We start from the raw sequence: 23,737 nt of genomic DNA on the forward strand, positions 1-23,737 counted from the left end.
CGACCTGCTGGTATGACACTTTCACGAATCGCTCGCACTACCGTGATCGCCGCCGCCATCAGCGCGAGCGCCGCCATCTGTTCCGCGACGTCAGCTTCCGCGGACGTAGTAGACGTCACGGTCCTTCCGGGTCTCAGTAGCGGGCCGACAACGCCGTACGGGGCGGGCTGCACGTATCTGGTGGTTGCCAGGACAGCAGCGTTGGACGAGTCGAACGTCTCGATTGTCGACCTGAACCGGGCGTCGACCATGTTCCCGCAGGAATTGATCTGGGACACCGTCAATCCCTATTTCACCTTGCCGGTTGTACTCGGCCACGCCGTCACGCTGTGGACTCCGACCGCACCCGGCGAACATTCTCTGATGGCCTACCAGACGTCCGCGGGCGGGCCGGTCACAACGGTCGATGTCAATCCGGCCACCCCGATCGGTCCGGGGTGCGTCGTCGCACCCTGATCCGCTAGCCCTCCAAGAAGTCGACGAGCACTCGGTTGAGTTCATCGGCGGGAACCATCGGAATACTGTGATGTGAAGCATCTTTCAGCACCTCGACACGTGCTGCGGGAATCCTCTCCCGCACCGACGTCGACACCGTTTCCGCATCATGCACCCGTCCGTCCTGTGCGAGGACCACCAACAACTCGACATCCAGTGCGCTCAAGTCCTCTTTCGAAGGACGTTGAGGCACTACGAGATCGGGTCGCGGTAGATCCGAAGTGCCCACTTCCACAAGAGACAGCCAGTCGGAGTCGATACTCAACTCACCTGTCTCCCACTCCAGCAGTCGCTTTCGGCGTGCTCGCGACGGGGACAGCAACAGCGGAAGCGCACGCAGAAGGTAGCCCGCCTTCATGCCTGAGAAACTCGAATTAGGATCGAGCAGAACAAGTTTCCCGACACGATCCGGTCGATGCAGCGCAAAGGCCAACGCAATCATTGCGCCGTAGGAATGTCCGATCACATCGACGGTGTCGGCGCCGGTGCAATCGACTATCGAGTCCATCCACTCGATCAGATCGTCGACGGACTTCATCGGATCACCATTGGGAATGCTGAGTCCGGCATCGCCCAGGGTGTCGACGGCAAAAACACGCCGGGATTTCGACAGCGCCGCAATGTTGTCGAACCACACCGTCGAAGTGGCACCTCCCCCGGGCAGAAGGATCAACGGCCGCGAGTCTTCAGGTCCACAGACGTTCACATGCGTTCGGCCGAACCGGCCTGCGAGATCCACACCCAGCGGTTTTTGCGGCCATTTGGTCAGTACGGCGTCGTATGCGCGATTGAAATCCATTCCCCACCCCCATTTTCTCTCGACTATCGAGATAGTAGACAATCGAGAGACAACACACCAGGGCTGGAGGCATCCATGAGCGTCGGCGATGCAGAAGACGAAGCGATGGCGATCGTCCACTCGCTTCGCGCACTGACCGTCGACTTGAACGTGGCGGTTTCCGGCTTTGCGAACAAGTACAAAATGCACTCGACCGACGTCCGCGCACTGATCTGCCTTCTCGATGCCGAGCGCTCGGACACACCGGCGACGCCTGGTTGGTTGGGCTCACAGCTCGGGATCAACTCTGCGTCGGTGACTGCACTGGTCGACCGGATGGTCAAAGCGGGGCACGTAGCTCGGGAGCGAGATTCGGCGGACCGTCGACGGGTGCTCTTGCAGGTCACACCATCGGCGGTCACTCTGGGCGAGAGCTTCTTCGGCCCCCTCATTTCACGGGCTGCGAGCACCGTCGGGAATTACACCGCGGCCGAGCGAGCTACCATCGCGAGTTTCATCGTGGCGATGCGAGCGGACGTGGAGCGGACTCGAATCGATCGGGAGCCCTCCCTGTGACTCGCATACTTCCCGCGGGAGAACGCGCATTTCTCGTAGACCTCGATTCCGAAGCTGACGTTCTCGCGTTCACCGAAGCACTGACGCGTAACACCCCGGTCGGGGTCGAAGACTTCCTCCCCGCAGCTCGCACGGTCCTGGTCACGTGCACCCCGGCGGCAGATCTCACGTACGTCCGGAAGTGCTTGAACGATCTCGAGCAAACCAATTCTGCCGCGACCACAGACGAGCATTCCGAGACGGATGCACTCACCATCGCCGTCAGGTACGACGGGCCCGACCTCGACGACGTCGCACAGTCACTCGGAATGAGCCGTTCCGAGGTGGTTGCGGCCCATACCGGGGCGATGTGGCGTTGCGCCTTCATCGGATTCGCACCCGGCTTCGCCTACCTGACTTCAGGCGACACTCGGCTCGACGTTCCACGTCGAACTCAGTCGCGAACCGCAGTGCCAGCCGGTTCCGTCGCCCTGGCCGCTGGATACAGCGCGATCTACCCGCGGGCATCGCCGGGTGGCTGGCAGATCATCGGGAGCACCGACGCCGTGATGTGGGACCTGAACTCAACGCCACCGGCCGCCGTTCAGCCCGGGTGCCGCGTGCGCTTCGTCAACGAGGACGACCGATGAGCGGTCTGGAGATACTCGACACCGGGCCGCTGAGCTTGATCCAGGACCTCGGACGGACCGGACACCTTCGCTCGGGCGTCGGGGTTTCCGGTGCTGCGGACAGGCGATCGCTCAAACTCGGCAACCGGCTCGTCGGCAACGACGAGGGCGCGGCAGGCGTCGAGGTCCTCCTGGGCGGATTGAGCATTCGAGCGCAGCAACAGGCAACGATCGCGTTCACCGGGGCGCCCGCACAGGCCTACCGCGACGGCATTCCGGTCGGGCATTCGAGCGTGATCGCTCTCGACGTCGGTCAGGCCGTCCGCCTCGACTACGCACCGAGTGGCCTGCGGACGTATCTGACCGTCCGGGGCGGCATTGTGGTTCCCGAGATCCTGGGATCGCGCAGCACCGACACCATGTCCGGGATAGGTCCGGCGCCTCTCGAGCCCAAGGTTGTTCTCCCGATCGGGCCTTCGCCGACCGCGTTCTCGCTCGTCGACCTTGCACCAGTTCCACCGATGACAAACGAGACTCTCGACATTCGAGTCGTATTCGGGCCGCGCGCAGATCGATTCACCAACCCCGAATCGCTCCTGCGGGGGCAGTGGGCGGTCTCGACCTACTCGGACCGAATCGGGGCGCGACTCGATCGTGTCGGCACCGACGAACTGCTGCAACGAACGAATGACGCCGAACTCCCCACCGAAGGCGTAGCGCTCGGATCGATCCAGGTCCCACCCAGCGGCCAACCTGTCGTGTTCCTCGCCGATCACCCGATCACCGGCGGGTATCCGGTGGTCGGAGTGGTCGCGGACGCAGATATCGACCGACTCGGCCAAGCCCGCCCGGGTCAGCACATCCGGTTCGTCGGGGCCTGAGCAGCGCCGAGCGATGGCGTGTCGGACCCTGCCGTCACACTGATGTCGTGCGAGTTGTCCTGGTCCCCGGTAGTACGACGTCCACGGGAGCTGTGACGGCAACTGTCCTACGGACCGACCCCGGTGGAACGCCGCTCGCCGATCCCGTCGAATACCCCGACCTGATCGCAGCGGTGCGCACCATCGAGGAAGCCGAGCACCCGCGGTGGGTGTGGCCGAGTACGGCGACCGTGTACCCACCGCTACTGCGGGCAGGCGTACGGGTTCAGCGGTGCCACGACATCTCCCTGACCCGCGCGATACTCGGAATGCGCGTCGGCAAACCGTCACCGCCTGCCGAGGAGTTCGACGACGATCGACTCGGACTCTTCGACACTGCACCCGTTCTCGATCCTCTCGCCGTCGCCACCGAATTCGCCGATCAGCGCGCAACCATCGGCACGGATGCTCGACTGGACTTGTTGATCGCAGCAGAATCGGCCGGCGCTCTCAGCGCCGCCGAGATGACGCACACGGGCCTGCCGTTCTCGACGCAGAAGCACCGCGAACTCCTCGAAGAACGACTGGGGCCGCGGCCGACGGGATACGACCTCCCCGCACGCATGCAGGAACTTGCCGCCCAGATCAGCGAGGTCTTCGGGCGCACCGTCAATCCTTCGTCTTCGGTGGAGATCACCGAGGCGTTCGGGCGTCAGGGCATCGAACTGCCGTCGACGCGCAAGTGGTTTCTGCAGGAAGTCGATCATCCGGCTGTGCCGTTGCTCCTACGTCACCGCGAACTCGCCAAGCTGTACAGCACCAACGGTTGGCAGTGGATGGACAGTTGGGTGCGGGGCGATCGATTCCGCCCGATCTACGTTCCCGGTGGTGTCGTGTCCGGCAGGTGGGCGAGCCGGGGCGGCGGGGCCCTCCAGATTCCTAAGACCATGCGCTCGAGCGTCGTCGCAGATCCGGGCCACGTGTTCGTCGTCGCCGACGCCGGTCAGCTCGAACCCCGAATTCTGGCCGCCATGTCCGGCGACCGCCGCATGATGGCTGCCGCCGGCGACGACGATCTGTACGCACTTGTCGGTGCCGAAGCGTTCGGCGGGGATCGCGCAAAAGCCAAGGTCGCAATCCTCGGAGTCCTGTACGGGGCGACGGCGGGTGAAGCCAAAGCACTGCTCATCTTGTTGCGGAAGCGATTCCCGGTCGCCGTCGAGTACGTCGAGCAAGCTGCCAAGGCAGGTGAGCGCGGCGAGGTGGTGAAGTCACTGCTCGGCCGGGCCTGTCCCCCACCGTCTCCCGACTTCTACTCCCACGGCGATGCTCATGCCCGCGGTCGTTTCACGCGAAACTTCGTCGTTCAGGCCACTGCGTCCGAGTGGGCGTTGTGCCTGCTCGCCGACCTCAGGCGACGCCTCGCCGAAGATCCGGACGGCGAGTTGGTCTTCTTCCAGCACGACGAAGTGGTCGTGCATACCCGAAACCCCGAGTCAGGTGCCGCCCACGTGCTGGCCGCTGCGGCTTCGGCAACTCGATTGTTGTTCGGCGACACAGTCGTTCGTTTTCCCATGGACGTCGCAGCCCGCGAGACTTACGGCAAAGGCACTTCGTAGCGTCGTCAATTCCACTCCAAGTGGTTCCACCGCGCCCGTATTGCGTGTTCTACTGGAAAACGTTGCTTTGTTGGTGCTGGTCGACTGCGTTCGAGGAGAACCATGACCAAGCTGGATACAACTGATGCAGAACGGAACGAGCGCGGAACGGTCAAACGCCGTCGACTGCCGATCTTCACCGTGATCGCGCTTGCAATCTTTGCCTTCGTCGCAGGCGGATTCGGCGGTTCGTTCCAAGGCAAACTCGCCGAGGTTCAGAAGAACGACAACGCCTCGTACCTTCCGAGTTCCGCAGAATCGACGATCGTCAGCAATCAATCCGCGAACTTCCTCGCGGTCGAGACGATCCCTGGTTTTGTTCTGTTCCATCGAGATTCGGCCCTCACCGAGGCGGACAAATCTGCAATCAACTCGGCGTACGGCGCTATTGCCGGCATCTCCGGAGTAGACGCCGACGGAATGCAACCCACTCAGTACTCCGCCGACGGCACAACTGCGTCGATCTTCGTGCCACTCGTCGCCAAGGACGGAGACACATCCGTGGCAGGCGATGTCCTGGCGACCACCGAGCAGAACGTCATCGACGCAGCAAAACAAGCAGCTGGTGATGTCGAGGTACTCCCAGCCGGGCCAGGTGGGCTACTCGTTGCGTTCATCGACGCCTTTGCCGGTCTGGACGGAGCGCTCCTTGGCGCGGCACTCCTGGTCGTGATCCTCATCCTGCTTGTCGTGTACCGATCGCCGGTGTTGTGGTTCTTCCCGCTGTTCTCCGCGCTCCTCGCCATCGGCTTGTCGTCGATGGTGATCTATTTCCTCGCGAAAGCCGAATTACTCACTCTGACCGGACAATCTCAAGGCATCCTTTTCGTGTTGGTGATCGGTGCCGGTACCGACTACGCCCTACTCTTGATCTCTCGCTATCGCGAAGAACTGCACACGTATCCCAACCGCTTCGACGCGATGATCAAGGCCTGGCGCGAGTCTGCGCCGGCCATCACCGCTTCGGCTGTCACCGTGATTCTCGGTCTGCTCTGCCTGACGTTCTCTCAACTCAACTCCAACAAGAGCCTCGGACCCGTCGCCGCCATCGGGATCGCCTGCACCTATCTGGTGATGATGACGTTCATGCCGGTCGCTCTGGCCGCCACCGGACGGTGGGTCTTCTGGCCGCGCAAGCCCAAGGTCGATCACGCCGCAGACCTTACGACGCACGGGATGTGGGGCAAGATCGCCGAGGCCGTCGGCAGCAAGGACCGCCCACTGTGGATCGGCGCCACAGTCTTGTTGATCATCCTGTTCGCGGCCGGGATCGGCAGTCTCAAAACCGATGGCCTGACATCCACCGAAAGCTTCACCAATCGTCCCGACGCTGTTGTCGGACAGGAACTCTACGACTCGAAGTTCGATCCCGGAGCCGGCGCACCGGCCGTGATCACCGCAAACGCCGACCAGGCCGACGCCGTCATCAAAGCAGCCAGCGGCGTCGAAGGTATCTCGCAGGATCCCGGCGCCGTCTGCACCCAGGTGGACGTCGCAAAGGTCAGCGAGCTGATCAAGACCAACCCCGCTGCAGTCGCACAAGCCGCCGCTGCGGGTTGCGCCCCTGCGGCTTTCACCGTTGCACCGATCGACGGCCGAACCATGATCAATGCAACCCTCGCCGACTCTTACGATTCGCCGCAGGCACTCGAAACTGTCAAGCGACTGCGGACTGCCGTCCACGACGTGCCCGGCGCCGACGCGCTCGTCGGCGGCAGCACGGCCACCACCCTCGATGTCCAGGCCGCCTCGGTCCGCGACAGAAACCTGATCATCCCGATCGTGTTGGTGGTGATCTTCCTGGTCTTGGCCGCTTTGCTCCGTGCTCTGCTGATCCCGGTGATTCTCATTGTCACCGTGGTACTTTCCTTCGCGGCGACCCTCGGTGTGAGCGGATTCTTCTTCACACACGTATTCGGGTTCGCCGGGGCGGATCAATCGTTCCCACTGTTCGCCTTCGTGTTCCTGGTCGCTCTGGGTATCGACTACAACATCTTCCTGATGACCAGAGTCCGGGAGGAGACCGGAGAATTCGGTACCCGTGCAGGTGTCCTGCGCGGTCTTGCGGTGACCGGCGGTGTGATCACCTCAGCCGGAATCGTCTTGGCCGCAACATTTGCCGTACTGGGCATCCTGCCGCTGGTCTTCCTCGCCGAGATCGGATTTGCCGTGGCCTTCGGTGTGCTGCTCGATACGATCATCGTGCGCAGTGTCCTGGTGCCTGCGCTCTCTCACGACATCGGGAAACGTATATGGTGGCCGTCCGAACTGGCCCGCGCGAAAGACTGACCACTACAGAAACGCTTCCTTGGTCCACAGATGAAAGAGTGCGTACGCTCGCCAGGGTCGCCAGCGCTCGGACAACGCTGCGGCTTCTTTGCCCGACGAGACCCCCAACGCTCGCTTCAACACCAGATCGTCGGGTACGAAGGCGTCGCGATCACCGAGAATTCGAACAGTGAGATAGTCAGCGGTCCACGGTCCGATTCCCGGTAGCGCCAACAACTCTTGTCGAAATTGGACAGGATCCGCATCCCAGGAGAGATCGAGACCGTTCGCTGCCGCAGTTGCCAACGTGTGCACTGTTCTTGCACGCGCCGTAGTCAATCCGACGGCTTTCTGTATGTCCTCCGGCGATTGCGCTGCAACCGCGTCCGGATCCGGGAAGGCAAGAAACTCTCCTTCCACCGGCGCTCCGAATGCGCTGACAAAACGACCACCGAACGTCCTCGCCGCGCCGAGCGAAACCTGTTGTCCCAGAACGGTGAGCACTGCGGTCTCGAACCCGTCCACCGAGCCGAGCACCCGCAATCCCGGACGGGCGGCAACGAGTGGGGCCAACAACTCATCGCTACCGAACGCTGCTTCGACAGCAGTGTGATCGGCGTCGAGGTCGAGCCAACGACGCACGATCACCTCCAGCACTGCGGAATCCCCCGCTGGCACGTCGGAATCCACGACGACGCTGCCGTCTGTCCACGACACCGACACAACTACCGGACCGGAAGGCAACGGGATGACTCTGGTGTGAACACCGTCGTCGTGACGTTCGAGGCCTGCGACGCAGTGAGCCCGCAGGGCACCGGTAAGCGGTTCGACTGCATAGGGCGCCTGAAAGCACAGGATCACTGCGCTCACCGGCCGGCTTCCAGATCCAGCAGAATCGCTTTCAGTTCGGGGCCGCCGGCGTACTGCCCGAGGCTGCCGTCGCTGCGCACCACCCGGTGACACGGGACCACCAACGGCAGCGGATTCTTTGCGCATGCGGTCCCCACGGCACGCACGGCACGTGGGCTTCCCGACGCTGCTGCGACCACCGAATAGCTTGCAGTGTGGCCGTATTCGATCTCGGGGAGATGACGCAACACTTCGCGTCGGAACCCCTTCGCGAGTTGGAAGTCCAAGCGCAGATCGAATTCTCGACGCGCACCGGCAAAGTACTCGTCCAACTCGCGAGCGACAGTGTCCAGCCTGCGCGGGTAATGAAGCACACGGGGGCTGACGGTGTCCGCCAAACGTTCCAGAACGAGGTCGTGCCCTTCGACGGCAAAGGCAACCCGCACCAGGCCGACATCGGTCGCCGCCAGGAGCAGCTTTCCGACCGGCGAATCGACGGTTCGATATGCCACGTCGATCAATTCAGCTTCGGACGCCTGAGCAGCCAGGCGCGCCCGTAGGCGGATCATGGCGTCAGCGTCAACGGCTGGAAGCGCCTCGAACACATCGTTACTCATGAGTGACTCCCTTCCGCAGCGGTAGCGGACAAGTAGGTTCTTCGTAGTGTGGCGATACCGTCGGCACCCGCGCGTCTGGCGGCCGCCGGGGTGTTGCCGAGGATGTCCGCGATCTCTGCGTACGGCAGCCCACCCAGAAAGTGATAGGCGACTGCCGCACGTTGTTTGAGCGGTAGCTGTTCGAGTGCGTCCCAGAGTTCGTGATCCCACGTTCCGGGTACGCCGATTCGCGTCGGCAACTCCGGAACCTCGTCTGTCGGCACGGCCACGCGGGCGCGCACTCGGGTGATGTCGATTGCCTTGCGGTGCGCGATGGTCACCAGCCAGGCTTCGATGTTCGCGTCCGGATTCAGATCCGGATATGCCCGCATCGCTGCGATGAACGTCTCGGACCACGCGTCCTCGGCGTCGACGGGACCGACCACCGCGCGGCAGACACGGAGGACCACTGCACCGTATTCGGTCACGACGTCTTCGAACGGTTTGAGTCTCACGATCGGTAGACGTTCCCGATCACCGAATTGTGAGGCGAGCGCATCAGAAGAGGACATCCGATTCGCCGCCGTGCTCGCGGTCGAGCAGGAACCGCTTGCGTTCGAGGCCGCCGGCGAAACCGGTCAGACTTCCGTCGCTACCGACCACACGATGACAGGGAACGATGATGCTGATCGGATTCTTGCCGTTTGCCGCGGCGGCGGCACGGATCGCAAGCGGGTTACCCAAAGTTTGCGCGAGCTCCATGTATGTCCAGGTTTCGCCGTACGGGATCGTTCGCAAGGTATCCCACACCCGCTTCTGGAACTCGGTACCCACGGGCGCCAGCGGCACGGAGAACTCCGTGCGATCACCCTCGAAGTACTCGGTGAGCTGCGATTCGACTTCACCGAAGACCGCCGCGGAACGATCACCGAACGTGGACTCGTCCGGCTTGTGGCGATGCTCCGCCATGTACAGCCCGCAGAGGTCGTCACCTGCTGCTACCAGCGTCAACGCCCCGATCGGCGAGTCGATCACGGTGTGCGTACGGATAGCCGTCATGTCTCGATCCTTCCAGGTTGCGCGGTGCAGCAGGCAGCGGGTGAATTGATTGTCCGCGCCGGCACCGACACCTCGAAGACGCCGCTGGCCTCGTGAATGTGAGATTTACCTGTACTTTGACGTCACATCAGGCAGTATCGAGGGATGGCTCTAGTTTTGCCCGGCAGCTCCACCGTCGTCCGCTCCGTCGGCGACGTGGTGCACTGGTCCCTGTCCACGGTCGCTTTTGCGGTCACCCTGCCCACTCGACTCGAGGCGCTCCTCTTCTCGGTCGAGAGGTTGGTGGCACGCATCAACCAGATCGCCGACAACGCCGACCGCGTCGTCATCGGAGCCGCCGCCGTGACCGTTCGAGCTGAGACGCTGGTCGAGGCCGTCGAACAGACCTCGGACATCGCGGGACAACTCCTCGAGATCTACGAGCCCATTGCGTTGCAGCTCGCGCCGCTGGCGGCCAGATTCGCCGACGACCTGTCCGAGGCGGAGGTCAGCGCCGCGATCAAACTGATCGACCAACTGCCGGAGCTCACCGACCGCGTGACCGCGGTGCTGCCCATCCTCGGAACCTTGGACTCCGTCTCGCCCGAGATCCACGAACTCCTCGGAGTGGTGAAGGACCTGCGTCAGGCGATCGTCGGAGTGCCTGGCTTTCACTTCTTTCGCAAGCGGGGCGAAGCCAAGCTGGATTGAAATTTCAGGCGGAGTAGCCGTTGGTCCCGGCCCGCGCCATGACGACCTTCGGAACGACCGCTCGAGACGAGAGCTTGAGCAGACCGTCCACCAACTCCACGATGTCGTCGACCTTGATCATGGTGTCCGGTGTGATCCGATCGTGCGTCCACGCCGACATGTCCGTGTCGACGTAACCGGGAGCAATGGCCGTCGCGCTCACTCCGTTTCCGGATTCCTCGGCGTTGAGTGCTTCGACCATCGAAATGAGTGCAGCTTTGGTGGCTCCGTAGACGGCCAAGCCGCTCTCGGCATACACACCGGCCATCGAGGCGAGAGCGATCACCTTTGCTCCGCCGGCGAGGTCCGCGTCCGCCGCTGTACGCAGGAGCGGCAGCGACGCTTGCAATAGTGCGAACGGTGTCCGGAGATTGACGGCGACGGTCTTGTCGAAACGGCGCATCGGGTAATCCGCCACTCGCCCACTGGTTCCCACTCCGGCGTTGAGGACGAGGGCTCGCATGGAGCCGAATCGCTCGCCGTGCGTGGCTACGAGTGCTGCGGCGAAGTTCTCGTCCGCCATGTCGCCGGCCGAGACGACGACGTCCGGCGATCCGGCGCGCGTAAGTTCTTCGGCGACAACGGCGAGCCGTTCGGCATCACGCGCCGTGATGGTCAGCCCGTACCCTTGCGAAGCCAAGCGTGTTGCGATGCCGAGCCCGATTCCCTTGGAGGCGCCGGTGACCAGTGCTGATCGAGTCATTCGAATTTCCCTTGCAGTGCGTTGAGTCCGGCCGAGATCAGTTCCGGCACAGAAGATCCAGCCTTGTCGAATCCTCCGCCGACGGTGGCTCCTGCTCGGAATCGGTGATCGATGCCCTGCGCCACGACGGCGAGTTTGAAGAACCCAAGCGCCATGTAGAAGTTCCAGTGCGCCAGCTCTCGACCCGATACGGTCGAATACCGTTGCGCCAGATCGACAACGGAGGGTAGCGACGGGCTCGTCCACGCGGCAGGTTCACCCAGAACCAGATCCAAGGCGGGGTGCCGGTAGACGCACATCATCGCGATGTCCGCCAGCGGATCTCCCAGCGTCGAGAGTTCCCAGTCCACCACTGCGGCAACCTTGGTGACGTCGTTCGCCGCGAGAATCGTGTTGTCGATCCGGTAGTCGCCGTGCACGATCGACGAAGCCGATTCAGCCGGAATCAATTCTGCGAGGCTCGACGCCAACCTGTCCACATCGGCCGAGTCCTCGGTCTTGACGCGCGACCATTGACCGGCCCACAACTTCACCTGGCGGGCGACATAACCGTCGGGACGGCCGAGTTCGCCGAGACCCACGGCGTTGTAATCGACGTCGTGCAGGGCAGCGAGAACACGCACCAACTCGTCAGTGCACTGCGTGACCTGCTCTGCCGGAACAGCTTCCAACTCGGTTTTGGTCCGGATCACTTGACCGGTGACGAACTCGACCACCGTGAACGACGCACCCATCACCGAGGCGTCCTCGCACAGCACGACGGTCGGCGCGACCGGCACGGCAGTGTTCTGCAACGCCGAGGTGATTCGGAACTCGCGCGCAACGTCGTGCGCCGAAGGCGTGAGGCCGGCCGTGGGTGGACGACGCAGAATCCACTTCGAGTTGTCGTCGAAGATTCCGTAGGTGAGATTGGATTTGCCGCCTGAAATCAGTTCGGCTCGCAACTCACCGCTCACCTCGACGCCTGCGGCTTGCAGATACTTGTGGAGCGCCGCGAGATCGAGTCCTGGGAAGTCCGTCACTTCGCCTCCTCCCGAGCAGCGCGCTTCGCAGCGCCGACAACACGTTTCGCAATTGCCCAGCGATGAACCTCGGACGGACCGTCGTAAACGCGGAAGGGACGCACTTCGCGGGACAACCGTGCCAGCGGCAGATCGCCGGACACGCCCATTCCGCCACACATCTGAATGGAGCGGTCGACGATCCGGAAGATCGCCTCGGCCGCGTAGGTCTTGGCGATGGACGTCGCGTTGCTCGCGTGCCCGCCCTGATCGAGTTCGAAGCAGGCCTGCACCAGAAGTGCGCGACTGGCTGCGATGTCGATCTCGTTGTCGGCGACCATCTTCTGGATCATTCCGAGATCACCGAGTTTCGAGCCGAAGCCTTCTCGTTCGGCAACCCTGGCCACGGCGACGTCGTGGCCGCGGCGTGCTGCACCGAGCCAGCGCATCACGTGCGTCATGCGGGCGGGACCGAGACGAACCTGCGCGTAGGCGAATCCCTGATCGACCTCACCGAGAACGGCCTCGTCGGGAACGAAGAGATTCTCGAACGTGACCTCGCAGTGTCCGCCGATCATGGACTTGTCGAGAGTGTCGATGTGTCGACCCACGATGAGACCCGCTGTGTCCGTCGGCGTCAGGAACATGGTCGCTCCGCCGCGCTGCCCGGGCTCGCCGGAGGTACGCGCCATGATGATGAAGAATCCGGCGCCGTCGGCGCCGGTGATGAACCATTTCTTACCGTTGATCTTCCAGCCACCGGGGACTTTCTCGGCGCGGGTGTTCAAAGCCGAGGGATCGGATCCCGCTCCCGGCGCGGGTTCGGTCATGGCGAATGCCGACCGCATGTCCCCGCTTGCGAGCGGCGCGAGGAACTGCTGCTTCTGTGCTTCGTTCGCGACGTGGGCCAGCATGTGAACGTTGCCCTCGTCCGGCGCAGCGATGTTGAGCGCCGTCGGCCCGAAGAGCGAGTAGCCGGCTTCCTCGAAAACAGGCGCGCGATCACTCATGTTGAGTCCGTGGCCGCCGTACTCGATCGGTGCATGCGGTGCGAAGACACCGGCTTCTTTTGCTGCCGCCTGCATCTCGATGCGGATGGCATCGCCACCCGCGACGGCGATGTCACCGGCGTGTTCGTCTTCGATGGGGAGCACTACGTTGCGCGTGAAGTCGCGCGTCTTCTCGATCAGCGCCACCACCTCGGGCGCGTACGTCAGATCGATTGCCACCAGCCACCTCCGAAAGAACATCCCGACCGAGCGATCGCTCGGTAACAGCACTCTCGCACATGCCGATGCGCCGGGTCAACAATCTTCGAGCATCGCCTCGCCCTGATCGAGCCGGCCGGCAACCACCATGTCGCGGTACAGATCGTCCTTGTCCATGAGCTCGTCATGGTTGCCGATGTTGCGGATCCGACCGTCTTCCATGACCACGATCCAGTCGGCGTCACGCACCGTTGAGAGCCGGTGAGCGATAGTCACCACGGCCCCGGTACGTGCACGTTCGTTGATCGCGTCGACAATCGCGGCTTCGGTGAGTGTGTCGACCTGGGCAGTGGCTTCGTCGAGCAGAAGCAAAGCACTCGGTCGCAGAACTGCGCGTGCCATCGCGATCCGCTGACGTTGGCCGCCCGACAGCGAGGTGGCCGTCAGAGCGGTGTCGAGTCCATTCGGCAGGGCCTCGATCGCGTCGTCGAGTCGGAGCAAGCGCAGAACGGCCTGGACTTCTTCGTCCGTCGCGTCGGGATGGCTGAAGACGACGTTCTCCCGAATCGTTCCGGGCACCACCGGCGTCTCTTGCTCCACGTACGCGAGACTCTCGCGCACAGCGCGGTGATCGAGCGCGTCGTAACCGACTCCATGCAGGAGAACCTCACCCGATCGCGGTTCGACAAATCGCAGCACAGTCGAGAGCAAGGTCGTCTTTCCGGCACCCGACGGGCCGACGATGGCCATGTGCCCACGCGTCGGAATGACCAGCGAGACATCGCGCAACGCCGGCTGGTTCGACCCGTGGTAACTCACGGTGACGTCGCGCAACTCGATCAGCGGCGCGGCAGCGTTTGTTTTCGCGACCACGTCCACGACCTCGTCGTACTGCTCGGTGGGCAACGACTGCATCTCGCGAATCCGGATAGCTGCCGCGATTCCCGACTGAACGGAAGTCACATTCTGCGCCAGCTCCGACACCGGCCCCATCAGGGTGAAGGCGTAGAGCAGAAACGCGATGAGCGTCGAGACTGCCATTTCGCCGTCGGCGACTCGCCAGGCACCGAAGCCCAGGATGGCAATGATCGATCCTTGAATGGCGGTCCACGCGACAGTCCACGCGGTTGCCGACACTCGAACCGCCGTGATCGCATGCTTTTTCGCATCGGACGCATTGTTCGTCACCAGAGCGCCGACGCGATCTTCGGCGAGGGAAACCTTGACCGTCCGGATCGCACGCAAGCCACCCTCGAGTACGCCGCCAAGCTGACCGAGCGATTCCTGGGTTCGCGCTTCGGCTGCGGAAATCCGAGGCATCAGAACGGCAAAGAGTATGGAGGCGAACACGATTGCCACCATGGTGACCCCCAACAACGGCAGATCCAGAACGCCCATCAGAACAATCGTTCCGATGGTCAACGCGGCTGCGTTCAGAATATTCACCGCGGCCGACGACGCCGCCTCCCGCAGCAGCAAGGTGTCCGACGTGACCCGGGTGACCAATTCACCCACGGATCGCGATTGCAGCGAAGGTACGGTCGCCGCCAGGAATCGCTTCACCAGCGAAGACCTGGCGTCGAAGACAACCTTCTCGGCGGCGGTTCCGAGAACGATCCACTGAGCACAACCGAGCACTGCACCGACGATCAGAAGGACGACGAGCGTGAGGATCGGTCCCTTCAGCGACGCACCGGTATCGAGGGTGTCGAGAACCCACTTGGTGACCATCGGCGTTGCCAGCGTCGCCGCCGAGCCGCACAGCGCCAGTACCAACCCGAGGAGGAGCGACGGCAGATGCGGTCGAGCGAACTCCGAGAGGACGCGGAGATTGCTCCATTTCGGTGCGGGCTGAGAAGCGTCGGATTCAAGCATGAATTTATGGAACACGAATGTTCCATAAAGGGCAAGAGAAATTCCGATTCGGAAACACTGGATACCGAAACCGGACACGGCTACGCTTCGAATTCGTGACAACGATCCACAGCGCACCAGAACAAAGCGCGACCCGCGAGCGCACACGGAAGGCCATCCTCGATGCTGCCGTTTCGGTGTTCGCATCCAAGCCTGCTGCGACCCTCAGCGAGATCGCTTCGGCCGCGAAGGTCGGCCGGACCACTTTGCACCGCTACTTTCCCGAACGATCCGACCTGGTCGACGCAGTCGCGGCCGAGGCCACTCGCGCCGTCGGTGAGGCCGCAGCAGCGGCGCGACTCGGTGAGGGCACTGGAGCCGAGGCACTGGTTCGCCTCTGCCACGAATACTTCGAACTGGCCGACCTTTTGACGGTCCTGTTCTTCACTCCCGGCGTCTATCAAGAAGATTCGTTTGCCGAGGCCGCGTCGAACGACGACGGAGTCACCGACGCCATCGAACGCGGACACTCCGACGGGTCCATCGACCCCGACATGGGTTCGGACTGGGTGCAGAACCTGCTGTGGTCACTGCTTTACACGTCGATGGACTACGTGAACCGCGGTTCCGGGACGCGACTACAAGCCTTGGATCTGACGGTTCGCAGCCTCCGTCGCGGAATCGCCCCCGATCCCGCGGTCTAGGTTGTCGGCTGCTTGAACAGCGGAACGCCGCTTGGCCACACCTAATTTGCGGTAGATCGAGCGAATGTGAGTCTTCACAGTGGGATAAGCGATGCCGAGGTGCGCAGCGATCTCGTCTGCAGTCATCGTGGTGCGCAGAAAAGTGAGAATCTCGTTCTCGCGTTCGGTCAGGACTCCCGCGAGCTGGGCAGAGAGCCGGCTCCGTTTTTCCAGAATCGTGCGCAGGAGGTCCTGGTGTCTCGACCCCCGTATTGCGTGCGCGTTCAAGAGATCGACAATTACCGGATCGCCGCTGAGAAAGGGGGCGAGGATCTGCTCCGGGATTGCCTCAGCCAGCGCACGATCCAGCTGCTCGTGCGCCTGCGGCCCACGCCCTGCGACGGAGCTCAGCGCTGCAGAGGTGACAAGTGTGCTCACCAGCGCATATCGCGGCAGCGCGGCCGAGCTTGCCAACCGAAGCGCCTGCGCCGACGGTTCCGGATCCCCCAAGACTCGATAGAGCTCGGCGAGCAGCGCGTGAGCGACCGCAGCACCTGTTCTGGTCAGCGTGGGCTTCGCGATGCGGCGCGCTTGCTCGTCCTGCCCCTGAGCGTGGGCGAGCCAGGCCGTGGTGACGCGCCGCAGCGTATCCCAAGGAATGCCGTGCTTGTCCGCAGTGCTCACGCCTCGCAGCAGCCGAGCGGCGTTGTGGTACCGGTCTTTCCGGTTCAGAGCGATCAGGCTCATCACCAGGTACAGACGGGCGAGCGCCTCGAAGTTGGTTCCGGGACTGCCCTCCACGATTATCGAGTCGAACTGAGCGATCGCTTCCTCGAAGTCGCCACGCCAATAGGCGATGCACCCTCGATCCGACTGTGGGAGTCCACCTTCGAAGCGTTCCCAGTCGGATGCAACCTCTCGGGCAGGAAGGCCGTCGAGGATCTGTTCGGCTTCGGTGAACACTCCCGCGTGGGTGAGTGCAAAAGCCAAATTGGATTGCGCGAGACGCAACGTCTCCGCACGCAACTGCAACCGCGCTTCATCGCCGGCGGAGCGAAGTAGCGCGATGGCGCGAGGTAGATCACGACGAAGCCTGATCTCGGTCCACCCGAGGAGGAAAAGTGCGGACGGGTAATCGTCCTCGGGCTCGCACTGGGCGAGGGCGTGACGCGCGCGATCGGCGATGACGGCCTTGGTCGAGGTGTCCGGAGCGAGCAGTAGGTCGGTGAAACAGACGACAAAATCGTCGGACGCAACCCGTAGACCCTGCCCGCGGAGAAACTCCGCGCCGTACGGATCGCCGCTGAGGTCGCGGCAGCACGCCCGTATCAGCAGGATGTGTGGATCGTGCGGATCGGGATGCGCAAGGCAGAGTTGCTCGAGTTCCCTGGTATGAGATTCGAGAATCAGACGGAGCCAATTCTTCCGCAGGACGCGTCGAGCCTGCTCCGCCTCACCGGAGGCAAGTGCGTCACGCACGGCTTCGATCATGTGTCGAAGATACTCGAGACGTTCGACGGCCGTGGAAATCCCGTCTCATCCGCTTCGGATGAGACAGCGATCGAAGCATGCGGAAACCGGTGAGAATTGCCGGAATCAACTGAAAAGCGCGAGTCGGCGGAATGCCGACGCGCAGGCCTGACACGAACGGACAAGACACATGAGTTTCTGGGAAAGCCTCGGCTGGATGCTGTGGGCGACCGTCTTCGTCGGATATCTTTTCGCGCTGTTCGCGATCGTCGCCGACCTGTTCCGCGACCACAAGCTGAGCGGCTGGTTGAAAGCTGTTTGGATATTCTTCCTGCTCTTCCTACCCATCCTCACCGCGCTCGTCTATCTCGTCGCCCGCAGCGATGGGATGACGGAACGCAGCAACAAGGCCGCACGCGAGGCCGAGAGCGCGGCCGAATCGTATATCCGCGAAGTCGCAGGAAAGAGTCCCAGCGAGGAAATCGCCACAGCTGCAGCACTCCTCGAAGCCGGATCGATCAGCGAGGAAGAGTTTGCCGCACTCAAACTGAAGGTGCTCTCGTGAGTGACGCGCGTTTCGGCCCCGTCGACTTCTACCTTCTCGGTCTGCCGGGGCAGAGCCTCGACCCCGCCGCGTTCTCCGCGCTCACCGACCTCACGGATACCGGCCTGGTACGACTACTCGATCTGATCGTCATCTCCAAGTCCGACGACGGTGAACTCACCCTCGTCGAGGTCGAGGAATTGCCGAACGGCTTCGAGATCAACGTCGAAATGCTCGGCGCGTCCGGTCTGCTCGGGCATGAAGACATCACCGAACTCGCAGAGGCAATTCCCGCCGGCGCTTCAGCGCTGCTGGTCGCTCTCGAGCTGGTCTATCAGCGCGAACTCGCCGCCCGGACCGCCGAGTCCGGCGCGGTGTTACTGGGTTACGAGCGGATACCCGCACCCGTCGTCAATGCCCTCATGGACACGATCATCCCGAAATTGGAGGTCTGACATGCCGTACATCCCGAGACGAGGACGCCCCGGACTGCTGGGCCTCGCCGCCCGCACCGCGGTCGTGACCGGTACCGCGACCGCCGTCAGCGACGGTATGGCCACCCGCCGGCAAAGGAGAGCTCAGGCCGACTACGAGCAGGTGCAGTACGAATTCGCCCAGCAGCAAGCCGTACTCCCCACACCCGCACCCCCGGTCGATCTCGTCGCCGAGTTGCAGAAACTCGGCGATCTCAAATCACAAGGCCTACTGAGCGACGCCGAGTTCCAAGCCGCGAAAGCACGACTGCTGGGCTGATTCACCCGACGGGCCATGGATTACCGCGCCCGCTTCCGTACCCCGACACCGATTGGAACCCGCTATGTCCACGATCGCCGTCAACGTCCTGAACTTCAATCGGGCAGAATCCGATCTCATGTTCGCTCGCCTGGCCGCGGGCGTCGGCCTGGGCACGTGGAACCACACTCGCGAGCTCGGGTCACTCGACAACCAGCCGATCATCCGCCAGAACCGCGACACCCTGTACAGCAGCGCGATCATCGACGTGCACGAAAACGTCACGATCACGGTGCCCGATACCGGCAAGCGCTACATCTCCGTCTGGGTGGTCAGTCAAGATCATTTCGGTCCCGTCATCCTGCGCGATCCGGGAGAGCACCTGCTCACACGCGAATTGGTCGGGACCGACTACGCCGCACTGATCGTGCGCATCCTCGTCGATCCGAACAGCCCCGAAGACGTCGCCGAGGTGAACCGGTTGCAGGACGCCCTCACCATCGACGGCGGCGGAACGGGCGAGTTCCCGTTGCCCGACTACGACGAACAGTCGCAGACCGAGACCCGCGACGCGCTCCTCGCACTCGCGCGTGGCATCACCACCTACGACCATTCATTCGGCACCGCGACGGAAGTCGACCCGATCAGGCACCTGCTCGGTACCGCATCCGGCTGGGGTGGCCTTCCCGAGTACGAGGCCACCTACGTCAACTTCGACGAACGTCTCCCGGTCGGGGAATACCGTCTCCGCCTGAACGATGTTCCCGTGGATGCGTTCTGGTCGGTCTCGCTGTACAACGCAGCCGGATACTTCGAAGAGAACGCCTTGGGCGTCAACAGCATCAACAGCCTCACAGCCACCCCCGACTCCGACGGCAGCACCACCATCCGGTTCGGCGTCAATCTCGACGGCGTCGCGAACGCACTGCCCATCATGCCGGGCTGGAACTACGTACTGCGCCTGTACCGCCCCCGCCCCGACGTGCTCGACGGCACCTGGACGGCACCTCGTCCCGAGGCCCTCCAGCAAAGCGTTCCCCACGCACACACCACTCTCGGGTGACTCGACCTGATCACGGAGGTACAAGCCATGCGTCTGTTATTTCAGCTCGTTTCGCAATGCGTACTCGGCGCGATCGCGCTGATCGTCGTGCATTTCGCTCTTCCCGGGGTCAGCCTGAGCGTCAACGGTTTCTTGGCCGCTATCGGTGTATTCACCCTCGCCCACATGATTCTCGGCCCATTCGTGCTCAGCGTGGCACTGCACTACGCGGCTCCGCTCGCGGGCGGTGTCGGCTTGGTCGCCACGCTGCTCGCGCTCTGGGTTGCGACCCTGGTCCCCGACGGCATTGAGATCAGCGGCGTCGGGTCCTGGATCCTCGCCCCGATCATCGTGTGGGTGATCACCGCGTTGGGAGGATGGATCTTCATGGCTCTCGTCATCGACAAGTGGATCAAGAGACGCAATGCCGAAAAGCTCGTGCGCAGTGTGCAGAAGGCATGAATGATCAGTTCGGAAACGGAGCCCACAAGGAGTCAGCCATGCCAACTCACCCGCTCGATCGTCGCGTTCTCCTGAAGACCGCTCCGAACTTCCGGGATCTCGGTGGCATTCCCGTTGCTGATGGCACCGTCCGCGCCGGCGCGCTCTACCGTTCGGCGACGCTCGCGAAACTCGACGGCGACGACGTCGCCGCGGTCGCCGACTTGGACGTCCGGACGGTCTACGACCTGAGGACCGCTGCCGAGCGCGACGGCGCACTCGACAATCTCCCTGACTCGACGCGGACGGTCTGGCTCGACGTACTCGCCGACAATGCCCAAAACGCCGCGGCCACCGGACTACTCATGACGGACCCGGTCGCATACGCCGAGACCATCAGCGATGGACGTGGGATCGCACAGATGGAGGAAGCGAACCGCAACTTCGTCAGCCTGCCGTCCGCCCTCGACGCCTACCGCGCGTTCTATCTCGACCTCATCGACGAAAAACGCACCGGTGCAGCACTTTTCCACTGCACCACCGGCAAGGATCGCACCGGGTGGGCCGCGACCTCTTTCTTGCTCCTCCTCGGCGCCGACGAAGCCGATGTACGCGCCGACTACCTGGAGACGAACACCGATCTGGCACCTATGACGGAACCGATCCTCGACTTCGCCGCAAGCAAAGGCGTTGACGGAGAACTGCTCCGGCCGCTCCTCGGAGTCCGCGACAGCTACTTCGACGCCGCGCTCGACGAAATGCGCACGCAATTCGGCGCAGTCGAGGACTACGCAATCAACGGACTCAAGCTCACCTCAGAACAAATCACCGCGCTCCGCGAGCGGTTCACATCACGATCGGGCTTCGTCAGCGCGACGTGATCGGAGCTCTTACCGGGCAGGAATCCGTGCTCTCGTCCTGCTTCTTCGGTCGATTGTCCACCCGGGTGACCACGACGACGGCGACGATGCCCACCGCCAAGCCGAGAGCGGTGAACGGAGTGAAGGATTCTCCGAACATCAGTGCGCCCCAGACTGCGGTGACGGGGGCGATCAAGAACATCAAGGTGTTGACGGACGTGATGCCGATGCGACGAAGCAACAACCAGTACAGCCCGTATCCGCCGAAGGTCGACAACACGATCAACCAGAGCAATGCGATCCAGAATATGCTGACACTCGGCGGTACGGCAGCACCCGAGACGATCGCCAGAGTTGTGAAAACTATTGCGCTGGTTGAGCAGTGGATGGCCAAGGCCTGCAGTGGCGGTGTGGACGCGGGAGCGCGTTGCTGGACGAAGGTGGATGCAACGAGGCCGAGCATTCCCAGGAACGGAATCGCGTACGCCCACCACGGGGCCGATGTACCCGCCCCGGCGTCGGCTGCCGTGACCGTCGCGACGCCGGCCAGTCCGATCGCTAATCCGATCCACTGCATCCGCGGGATTGCGACACCGAGGACCGGACCGAGTAGCGCGGCTGCCACCAGCGGCTGAATACCGTCGATCAGCGCTGTGGTTCCGGTGTTCACGCCGAGATCGACTGCCCAGTACACGGACAACAGATAGCCGCTCTGGGAGAGTATTCCGATCACCACCTGCCTGCCGAGAGCCCGCGGTGTCGGCATCGCGTTCCGGCGCCGGGCGGACAGCCAGACAATCGGGACCAGTACCGCCGCAAGCGGGAGAAAACGCCACATCAGCAGCGTGGGGACCTCGGCACTGCCGGCGCCGAGTTTGGCTCCGATGAATCCCGAACTCCAGCACGCGACGAACAGGACCGACAAGGTGGCCGTCACGGCAGATCTCGAGGTTACGATCCGAGGTATACCGATCTGTTTACTCATGGAGTCGACTATACAGATCGGTATACTTTTGTCCATGGCAGACGAATCCGTACCCGACTTGACTCCGAAAGCACGTCGCATTCTGGAGTCGGCATCGAAGCTGTTCTACGAAAAGGGAATTCACGCCGTAGGCGTGGATACCGTCGCACTGGACGCCGGGGTCACGAAGAAGACTCTGTACGAGCGGTTCGGCTCGAAAGACGGCCTCGTCGTGGAATATTTGAAGGATCGAGATCGGCGGTGGCGCGCCTTTCGCGACAAGAAGCTCGCATCAGCCGGACACAGCCGCGCCGAGCAGTTGAGTGCGGCATTCGACGCTTCCGCCTCCTGGTCCAAGGCGAGCGGAGGCAAAGGGTGCAGCATGGTCAACGCTCACGCCGAGTTCAGCGATCGGTCACACCCGGTGTTCGCTGTCATCGCCGAACAGAAGCGGGAGATGTTAGACCTTTTCCGGCGCATTCTGGCGACGGACGGGCAAGCCGACGAACGTCTCGTCGAGGCAATCATGCTGCTTCACGAAGGCGCCCTCGTCGCAGACGGTATCGGTATCGGCACCGACCCCTTCGACGTCGGCCGGGATGCGGCCCTCGAAATGCTGAAGCATTCCGGGTGATCCACCCCTCTCCACACATTCCAGAAGACCCTTCGACAGAGTCCACACCTGAAATCGAGATCATTCCTCATAGGCGCCACAAACTGACCGTCAACCATCGCCTCGCCCGACGAATACAGGAAACCCGCACATCACCGCGCACGGAGGTCGGGGTTCCTGTCGACAATCTCATGCAAGGCATCGGTTATCGCCCGCACGCGGGCCAATCTGATCAGCTCGCGCGGGACAACGAGCCAATACGACCTCCGAATTACGAACTCGTCACGCAACACCGGCACGAGGTCATCGTCGGTCGCGCCGATGTACGTCGGCAAGGGCGCGATTCCCACACCGTGCCTGACTGCCTCGTAGTGACCAGCGATGTTATTGGTCTGGATCTGCGCTCGCCCGGTGGGCAGTATCCGGTCGAGGATACGCAGAGGTTCGACATCCAAGAACGCGTCCACATACCAGACGAGCGTGTGATGACGTAGGTCGTCCACCGACGAGATCGACTCGTGCGTCTCCAGATACCGACGCGAGGCGTAAAGCCGCAAGTTGTAGTCCGCAAGTTTGCTGACGACCACAGATCGGGGAGAGGGACGCTCCAATGTGACGGCGACGTCGAAGTCACGCCCGGTCAACACATCGTGGGTAGTCGAAGTCAGCACTTCGGTGTACAAATCCGGGTGCCGGGCACGTACAGAGCGCAGGCCCGGAACCAATACGAAGGCACCGAAGCCGTCTGGGGTCAGGATCCGGACCGTCCCGTTGAGGCTCGGCGACGCCGAGGCGGTCGTCTCACCGAGCGCAGAAAGTAGCGTCGACTCGATACTCTCCGCGTAGGGAACCAATCGCCTGCCCGCCTCGGTCAGCTGCCAGCCCGAGACGCCGCGATCGAAAAGCCTTGCTCCCATGTCTTTTTCAAGCCTAGAGATTCTCCTGGAGACCGTGGTCTGATCGACCCCCAGTCGCTTCGACGTATCCGAAATACGCCCCGTGCGTGACAGTTCCAGCAGAAAGCGCAGGTTGTCAGAAGTGAACATCGCCATTCCCGTTCTTGGCTGCAATTTTGCATTGAGTACTGCGATCTTACTTGTTGACGACGGCAATTCTGCGGCACAGACTCGAATCAACCCCAGCCTC

General features: G+C 62.8%; 27 protein-coding genes. 15 read left to right on the plus strand and 12 right to left on the minus strand.

Annotated elements, in window-relative coordinates; genetic code table 11:
* The first annotated feature begins 12 nt into the window (after positions 1-12).
* Complete coding sequence (locus tag FEZ59_RS10890) at positions 13-456, plus strand: hypothetical protein (RefSeq protein WP_020970887.1); 444 nt, start codon at positions 13-15, stop codon at positions 454-456.
* A 4-nt stretch (positions 457-460) separates the two neighbouring features.
* Here the strand turns inward: FEZ59_RS10890 and FEZ59_RS10895 are convergent, their stop codons facing one another.
* Positions 461-1,294: an alpha/beta hydrolase gene (locus FEZ59_RS10895; protein WP_134998870.1), complete on the minus strand. Its 834-nt coding sequence runs from the start codon at positions 1,292-1,294 to the stop codon at positions 461-463.
* 75 nt (positions 1,295-1,369) lie between these two features.
* Here FEZ59_RS10895 and FEZ59_RS10900 point away from each other — a divergent pair, with 75 nt between their 5' ends.
* From FEZ59_RS10900 to FEZ59_RS10920, 5 genes are all read left to right on the plus strand, one after another.
* Positions 1,370-1,849 (plus strand): MarR family transcriptional regulator, encoded by a 480-nt coding sequence (locus FEZ59_RS10900; RefSeq protein WP_019745433.1) that lies wholly within the window; start codon positions 1,370-1,372, stop codon positions 1,847-1,849.
* Positions 1,846-2,478 carry an allophanate hydrolase subunit 1 gene (locus FEZ59_RS10905; RefSeq protein WP_097386833.1) on the plus strand — a complete coding sequence of 211 codons (633 nt, stop codon included), beginning with the start codon at positions 1,846-1,848 and terminating at the stop codon, positions 2,476-2,478. The genes FEZ59_RS10900 and FEZ59_RS10905 overlap by 4 nt, the downstream gene beginning before the upstream one ends.
* Positions 2,475-3,338, plus strand: a complete 864-nt coding sequence (locus FEZ59_RS10910) for a biotin-dependent carboxyltransferase family protein (RefSeq protein WP_172932634.1) — start codon at positions 2,475-2,477, stop codon at positions 3,336-3,338. The genes FEZ59_RS10905 and FEZ59_RS10910 overlap by 4 nt, the downstream gene beginning before the upstream one ends.
* 47 nt (positions 3,339-3,385) lie before the next feature.
* The gene (locus tag FEZ59_RS10915; protein WP_020970891.1) at positions 3,386-4,936 is read left to right on the plus strand and encodes a bifunctional 3'-5' exonuclease/DNA polymerase; all 1,551 of its coding nucleotides are present in this window, start codon (positions 3,386-3,388) and stop codon (positions 4,934-4,936) included.
* Positions 4,937-5,038: 102 nt separating this feature from the next.
* Positions 5,039-7,264: an MMPL family transporter gene (locus FEZ59_RS10920; RefSeq protein ID WP_046379348.1), complete on the plus strand. Its 2,226-nt coding sequence runs from the start codon at positions 5,039-5,041 to the stop codon at positions 7,262-7,264.
* Positions 7,265-7,267: 3 nt separating this feature from the next.
* Here FEZ59_RS10920 and FEZ59_RS10925 read toward each other — a convergent pair whose 3' ends face one another.
* Genes FEZ59_RS10925 through FEZ59_RS10940 form a run of 4 tightly spaced genes read right to left on the minus strand, consistent with a single transcriptional unit; the run spans position 7,268 to position 9,747 of the window.
* Positions 7,268-8,113 (minus strand): AlkA N-terminal domain-containing protein, encoded by an 846-nt coding sequence (locus FEZ59_RS10925; protein WP_134998871.1) that lies wholly within the window; start codon positions 8,111-8,113, stop codon positions 7,268-7,270.
* Positions 8,110-8,709, minus strand: a complete 600-nt coding sequence (locus tag FEZ59_RS10930) for a methylated-DNA--[protein]-cysteine S-methyltransferase (RefSeq protein ID WP_007729599.1) — start codon at positions 8,707-8,709, stop codon at positions 8,110-8,112. The genes FEZ59_RS10925 and FEZ59_RS10930 overlap by 4 nt, the downstream gene beginning before the upstream one ends.
* Positions 8,706-9,260: a sigma-70 family RNA polymerase sigma factor gene (locus tag FEZ59_RS10935; protein WP_020970894.1), complete on the minus strand. Its 555-nt coding sequence runs from the start codon at positions 9,258-9,260 to the stop codon at positions 8,706-8,708. Before FEZ59_RS10935 ends, FEZ59_RS10930 begins: the two co-directional genes overlap by 4 nt.
* Positions 9,247-9,747: a methylated-DNA--[protein]-cysteine S-methyltransferase gene (locus FEZ59_RS10940; RefSeq protein WP_019745441.1), complete on the minus strand. Its 501-nt coding sequence runs from the start codon at positions 9,745-9,747 to the stop codon at positions 9,247-9,249. Before FEZ59_RS10940 ends, FEZ59_RS10935 begins: the two co-directional genes overlap by 14 nt.
* A 144-nt stretch (positions 9,748-9,891) precedes the next feature.
* Here FEZ59_RS10940 and FEZ59_RS10945 point away from each other — a divergent pair, with 144 nt between their 5' ends.
* Entirely contained in the window at positions 9,892-10,437 is a 546-nt protein-coding gene (locus FEZ59_RS10945; RefSeq protein WP_019745442.1) for a hypothetical protein, read from the plus strand.
* 4 nt (positions 10,438-10,441) lie between these two features.
* On the opposite strand, the gene FEZ59_RS10950 is transcribed toward FEZ59_RS10945, so the two are convergent.
* From FEZ59_RS10950 to FEZ59_RS10965, 4 genes are all read right to left on the minus strand, one after another.
* On the minus strand, positions 10,442-11,179 hold the full coding sequence (locus FEZ59_RS10950) for an SDR family oxidoreductase (RefSeq protein ID WP_134998872.1): 738 nt from the start codon (positions 11,177-11,179) through the stop codon (positions 10,442-10,444).
* On the minus strand, positions 11,176-12,201 hold the full coding sequence (locus tag FEZ59_RS10955) for a phosphotransferase family protein (RefSeq protein ID WP_134998873.1): 1,026 nt from the start codon (positions 12,199-12,201) through the stop codon (positions 11,176-11,178). The genes FEZ59_RS10950 and FEZ59_RS10955 overlap by 4 nt, the downstream gene beginning before the upstream one ends.
* A complete protein-coding gene (locus FEZ59_RS10960; RefSeq protein ID WP_172932635.1) occupies positions 12,198-13,409 on the minus strand; it encodes an acyl-CoA dehydrogenase family protein in 1,212 nt (403 codons plus the stop codon). Before FEZ59_RS10960 ends, FEZ59_RS10955 begins: the two co-directional genes overlap by 4 nt.
* A 75-nt stretch (positions 13,410-13,484) precedes the next feature.
* Positions 13,485-15,263 carry an ABC transporter ATP-binding protein gene (locus FEZ59_RS10965; RefSeq protein ID WP_007729612.1) on the minus strand — a complete coding sequence of 593 codons (1,779 nt, stop codon included), beginning with the start codon at positions 15,261-15,263 and terminating at the stop codon, positions 13,485-13,487.
* A gap of 95 nt (positions 15,264-15,358) precedes the next feature.
* Between FEZ59_RS10965 and FEZ59_RS10970 the strand changes: the two genes are divergently transcribed.
* Positions 15,359-15,946, plus strand: a complete 588-nt coding sequence (locus FEZ59_RS10970) for a TetR/AcrR family transcriptional regulator (RefSeq protein WP_134998875.1) — start codon at positions 15,359-15,361, stop codon at positions 15,944-15,946.
* Here the strand turns inward: FEZ59_RS10970 and FEZ59_RS10975 are convergent.
* On the minus strand, positions 15,881-17,416 hold the full coding sequence (locus FEZ59_RS10975) for a LuxR C-terminal-related transcriptional regulator (RefSeq protein ID WP_172932636.1): 1,536 nt from the start codon (positions 17,414-17,416) through the stop codon (positions 15,881-15,883). The two genes, FEZ59_RS10970 and FEZ59_RS10975, sit on opposite strands and share 66 nt — an antisense overlap.
* A 169-nt stretch (positions 17,417-17,585) precedes the next feature.
* Here FEZ59_RS10975 and FEZ59_RS10980 point away from each other — a divergent pair, with 169 nt between their 5' ends.
* The 6 genes from FEZ59_RS10980 (at position 17,586) to FEZ59_RS11005 (ending at position 21,035) form a co-directional block, all read left to right on the plus strand.
* The gene (locus FEZ59_RS10980; RefSeq protein WP_134998877.1) at positions 17,586-17,960 is read left to right on the plus strand and encodes a PLDc N-terminal domain-containing protein; all 375 of its coding nucleotides are present in this window, start codon (positions 17,586-17,588) and stop codon (positions 17,958-17,960) included.
* A complete protein-coding gene (locus FEZ59_RS10985) occupies positions 17,957-18,394 on the plus strand; it encodes a DUF6325 family protein (protein WP_021331904.1) in 438 nt (145 codons plus the stop codon). The genes FEZ59_RS10980 and FEZ59_RS10985 overlap by 4 nt, the downstream gene beginning before the upstream one ends.
* Position 18,395: 1 nt before the next feature.
* Positions 18,396-18,692 carry an SHOCT domain-containing protein gene (locus FEZ59_RS10990; protein ID WP_021331903.1) on the plus strand — a complete coding sequence of 99 codons (297 nt, stop codon included), beginning with the start codon at positions 18,396-18,398 and terminating at the stop codon, positions 18,690-18,692.
* A 64-nt stretch (positions 18,693-18,756) separates the two neighbouring features.
* On the plus strand, positions 18,757-19,734 hold the full coding sequence (locus FEZ59_RS10995) for a DUF1214 domain-containing protein (RefSeq protein ID WP_113682610.1): 978 nt from the start codon (positions 18,757-18,759) through the stop codon (positions 19,732-19,734).
* Between the two features lie 27 nt (positions 19,735-19,761).
* Complete coding sequence (locus tag FEZ59_RS11000) at positions 19,762-20,175, plus strand: phage holin family protein (RefSeq protein ID WP_003940418.1); 414 nt, start codon at positions 19,762-19,764, stop codon at positions 20,173-20,175.
* 38 nt (positions 20,176-20,213) lie between these two features.
* Positions 20,214-21,035 (plus strand): tyrosine-protein phosphatase, encoded by an 822-nt coding sequence (locus FEZ59_RS11005; protein ID WP_230091007.1) that lies wholly within the window; start codon positions 20,214-20,216, stop codon positions 21,033-21,035.
* Here FEZ59_RS11005 and FEZ59_RS11010 read toward each other — a convergent pair.
* Complete coding sequence (locus FEZ59_RS11010; RefSeq protein ID WP_134998878.1) at positions 21,022-21,951, minus strand: DMT family transporter; 930 nt, start codon at positions 21,949-21,951, stop codon at positions 21,022-21,024. The genes FEZ59_RS11005 and FEZ59_RS11010 overlap by 14 nt on opposite strands.
* Positions 21,952-22,033: 82 nt before the next feature.
* Here FEZ59_RS11010 and FEZ59_RS11015 point away from each other — a divergent pair, with 82 nt between their 5' ends.
* Positions 22,034-22,612 (plus strand): TetR/AcrR family transcriptional regulator, encoded by a 579-nt coding sequence (locus FEZ59_RS11015; protein WP_172932637.1) that lies wholly within the window; start codon positions 22,034-22,036, stop codon positions 22,610-22,612.
* Between the two features lie 131 nt (positions 22,613-22,743).
* Here FEZ59_RS11015 and FEZ59_RS11020 read toward each other — a convergent pair whose 3' ends face one another.
* Positions 22,744-23,637, minus strand: a complete 894-nt coding sequence (locus tag FEZ59_RS11020) for a LysR family transcriptional regulator (RefSeq protein WP_058037608.1) — start codon at positions 23,635-23,637, stop codon at positions 22,744-22,746.
* Between the last annotated feature and the right edge of the window lie 100 nt (positions 23,638-23,737).

The sequence above is a fragment of the Rhodococcus sp. MS13 genome, from assembly GCF_013277835.1.
Lineage (GTDB): Bacteria > Actinomycetota > Actinomycetes > Mycobacteriales > Mycobacteriaceae > Rhodococcus_F > Rhodococcus_F erythropolis.

What these genes read in the sequence shown, in the direction of transcription:
- FEZ59_RS10890 (WP_020970887.1), top strand. Translation starts at nt 13, where the DNA reads ATGACACTTTCACGAATCGCTCGCACTACCGTGATCGCCGCCGCCATC.
- FEZ59_RS10895 (WP_134998870.1), bottom strand. Translation starts at nt 1,294, where the DNA reads ATGGATTTCAATCGCGCATACGACGCCGTACTGACCAAATGGCCGCAA.
- FEZ59_RS10900 (WP_019745433.1), top strand. Translation starts at nt 1,370, where the DNA reads ATGAGCGTCGGCGATGCAGAAGACGAAGCGATGGCGATCGTCCACTCG.
- FEZ59_RS10910 (WP_172932634.1), top strand. Translation starts at nt 2,475, where the DNA reads ATGAGCGGTCTGGAGATACTCGACACCGGGCCGCTGAGCTTGATCCAG.
- FEZ59_RS10920 (WP_046379348.1), top strand. Translation starts at nt 5,039, where the DNA reads ATGACCAAGCTGGATACAACTGATGCAGAACGGAACGAGCGCGGAACG.
- FEZ59_RS10930 (WP_007729599.1), bottom strand. Translation starts at nt 8,709, where the DNA reads ATGAGTAACGATGTGTTCGAGGCGCTTCCAGCCGTTGACGCTGACGCC.
- FEZ59_RS10935 (WP_020970894.1), bottom strand. Translation starts at nt 9,260, where the DNA reads ATGTCCTCTTCTGATGCGCTCGCCTCACAATTCGGTGATCGGGAACGT.
- FEZ59_RS10940 (WP_019745441.1), bottom strand. Translation starts at nt 9,747, where the DNA reads ATGACGGCTATCCGTACGCACACCGTGATCGACTCGCCGATCGGGGCG.
- FEZ59_RS10945 (WP_019745442.1), top strand. Translation starts at nt 9,892, where the DNA reads ATGGCTCTAGTTTTGCCCGGCAGCTCCACCGTCGTCCGCTCCGTCGGC.
- FEZ59_RS10950 (WP_134998872.1), bottom strand. Translation starts at nt 11,179, where the DNA reads ATGACTCGATCAGCACTGGTCACCGGCGCCTCCAAGGGAATCGGGCTC.
- FEZ59_RS10965 (WP_007729612.1), bottom strand. Translation starts at nt 15,263, where the DNA reads ATGCTTGAATCCGACGCTTCTCAGCCCGCACCGAAATGGAGCAATCTC.
- FEZ59_RS10975 (WP_172932636.1), bottom strand. Translation starts at nt 17,416, where the DNA reads ATGATCGAAGCCGTGCGTGACGCACTTGCCTCCGGTGAGGCGGAGCAG.
- FEZ59_RS10980 (WP_134998877.1), top strand. Translation starts at nt 17,586, where the DNA reads ATGAGTTTCTGGGAAAGCCTCGGCTGGATGCTGTGGGCGACCGTCTTC.
- FEZ59_RS10990 (WP_021331903.1), top strand. Translation starts at nt 18,396, where the DNA reads ATGCCGTACATCCCGAGACGAGGACGCCCCGGACTGCTGGGCCTCGCC.
- FEZ59_RS10995 (WP_113682610.1), top strand. Translation starts at nt 18,757, where the DNA reads ATGTCCACGATCGCCGTCAACGTCCTGAACTTCAATCGGGCAGAATCC.
- FEZ59_RS11000 (WP_003940418.1), top strand. Translation starts at nt 19,762, where the DNA reads ATGCGTCTGTTATTTCAGCTCGTTTCGCAATGCGTACTCGGCGCGATC.
- FEZ59_RS11005 (WP_230091007.1), top strand. Translation starts at nt 20,214, where the DNA reads ATGCCAACTCACCCGCTCGATCGTCGCGTTCTCCTGAAGACCGCTCCG.
- FEZ59_RS11015 (WP_172932637.1), top strand. Translation starts at nt 22,034, where the DNA reads ATGGCAGACGAATCCGTACCCGACTTGACTCCGAAAGCACGTCGCATT.
- FEZ59_RS11020 (WP_058037608.1), bottom strand. Translation starts at nt 23,637, where the DNA reads ATGTTCACTTCTGACAACCTGCGCTTTCTGCTGGAACTGTCACGCACG.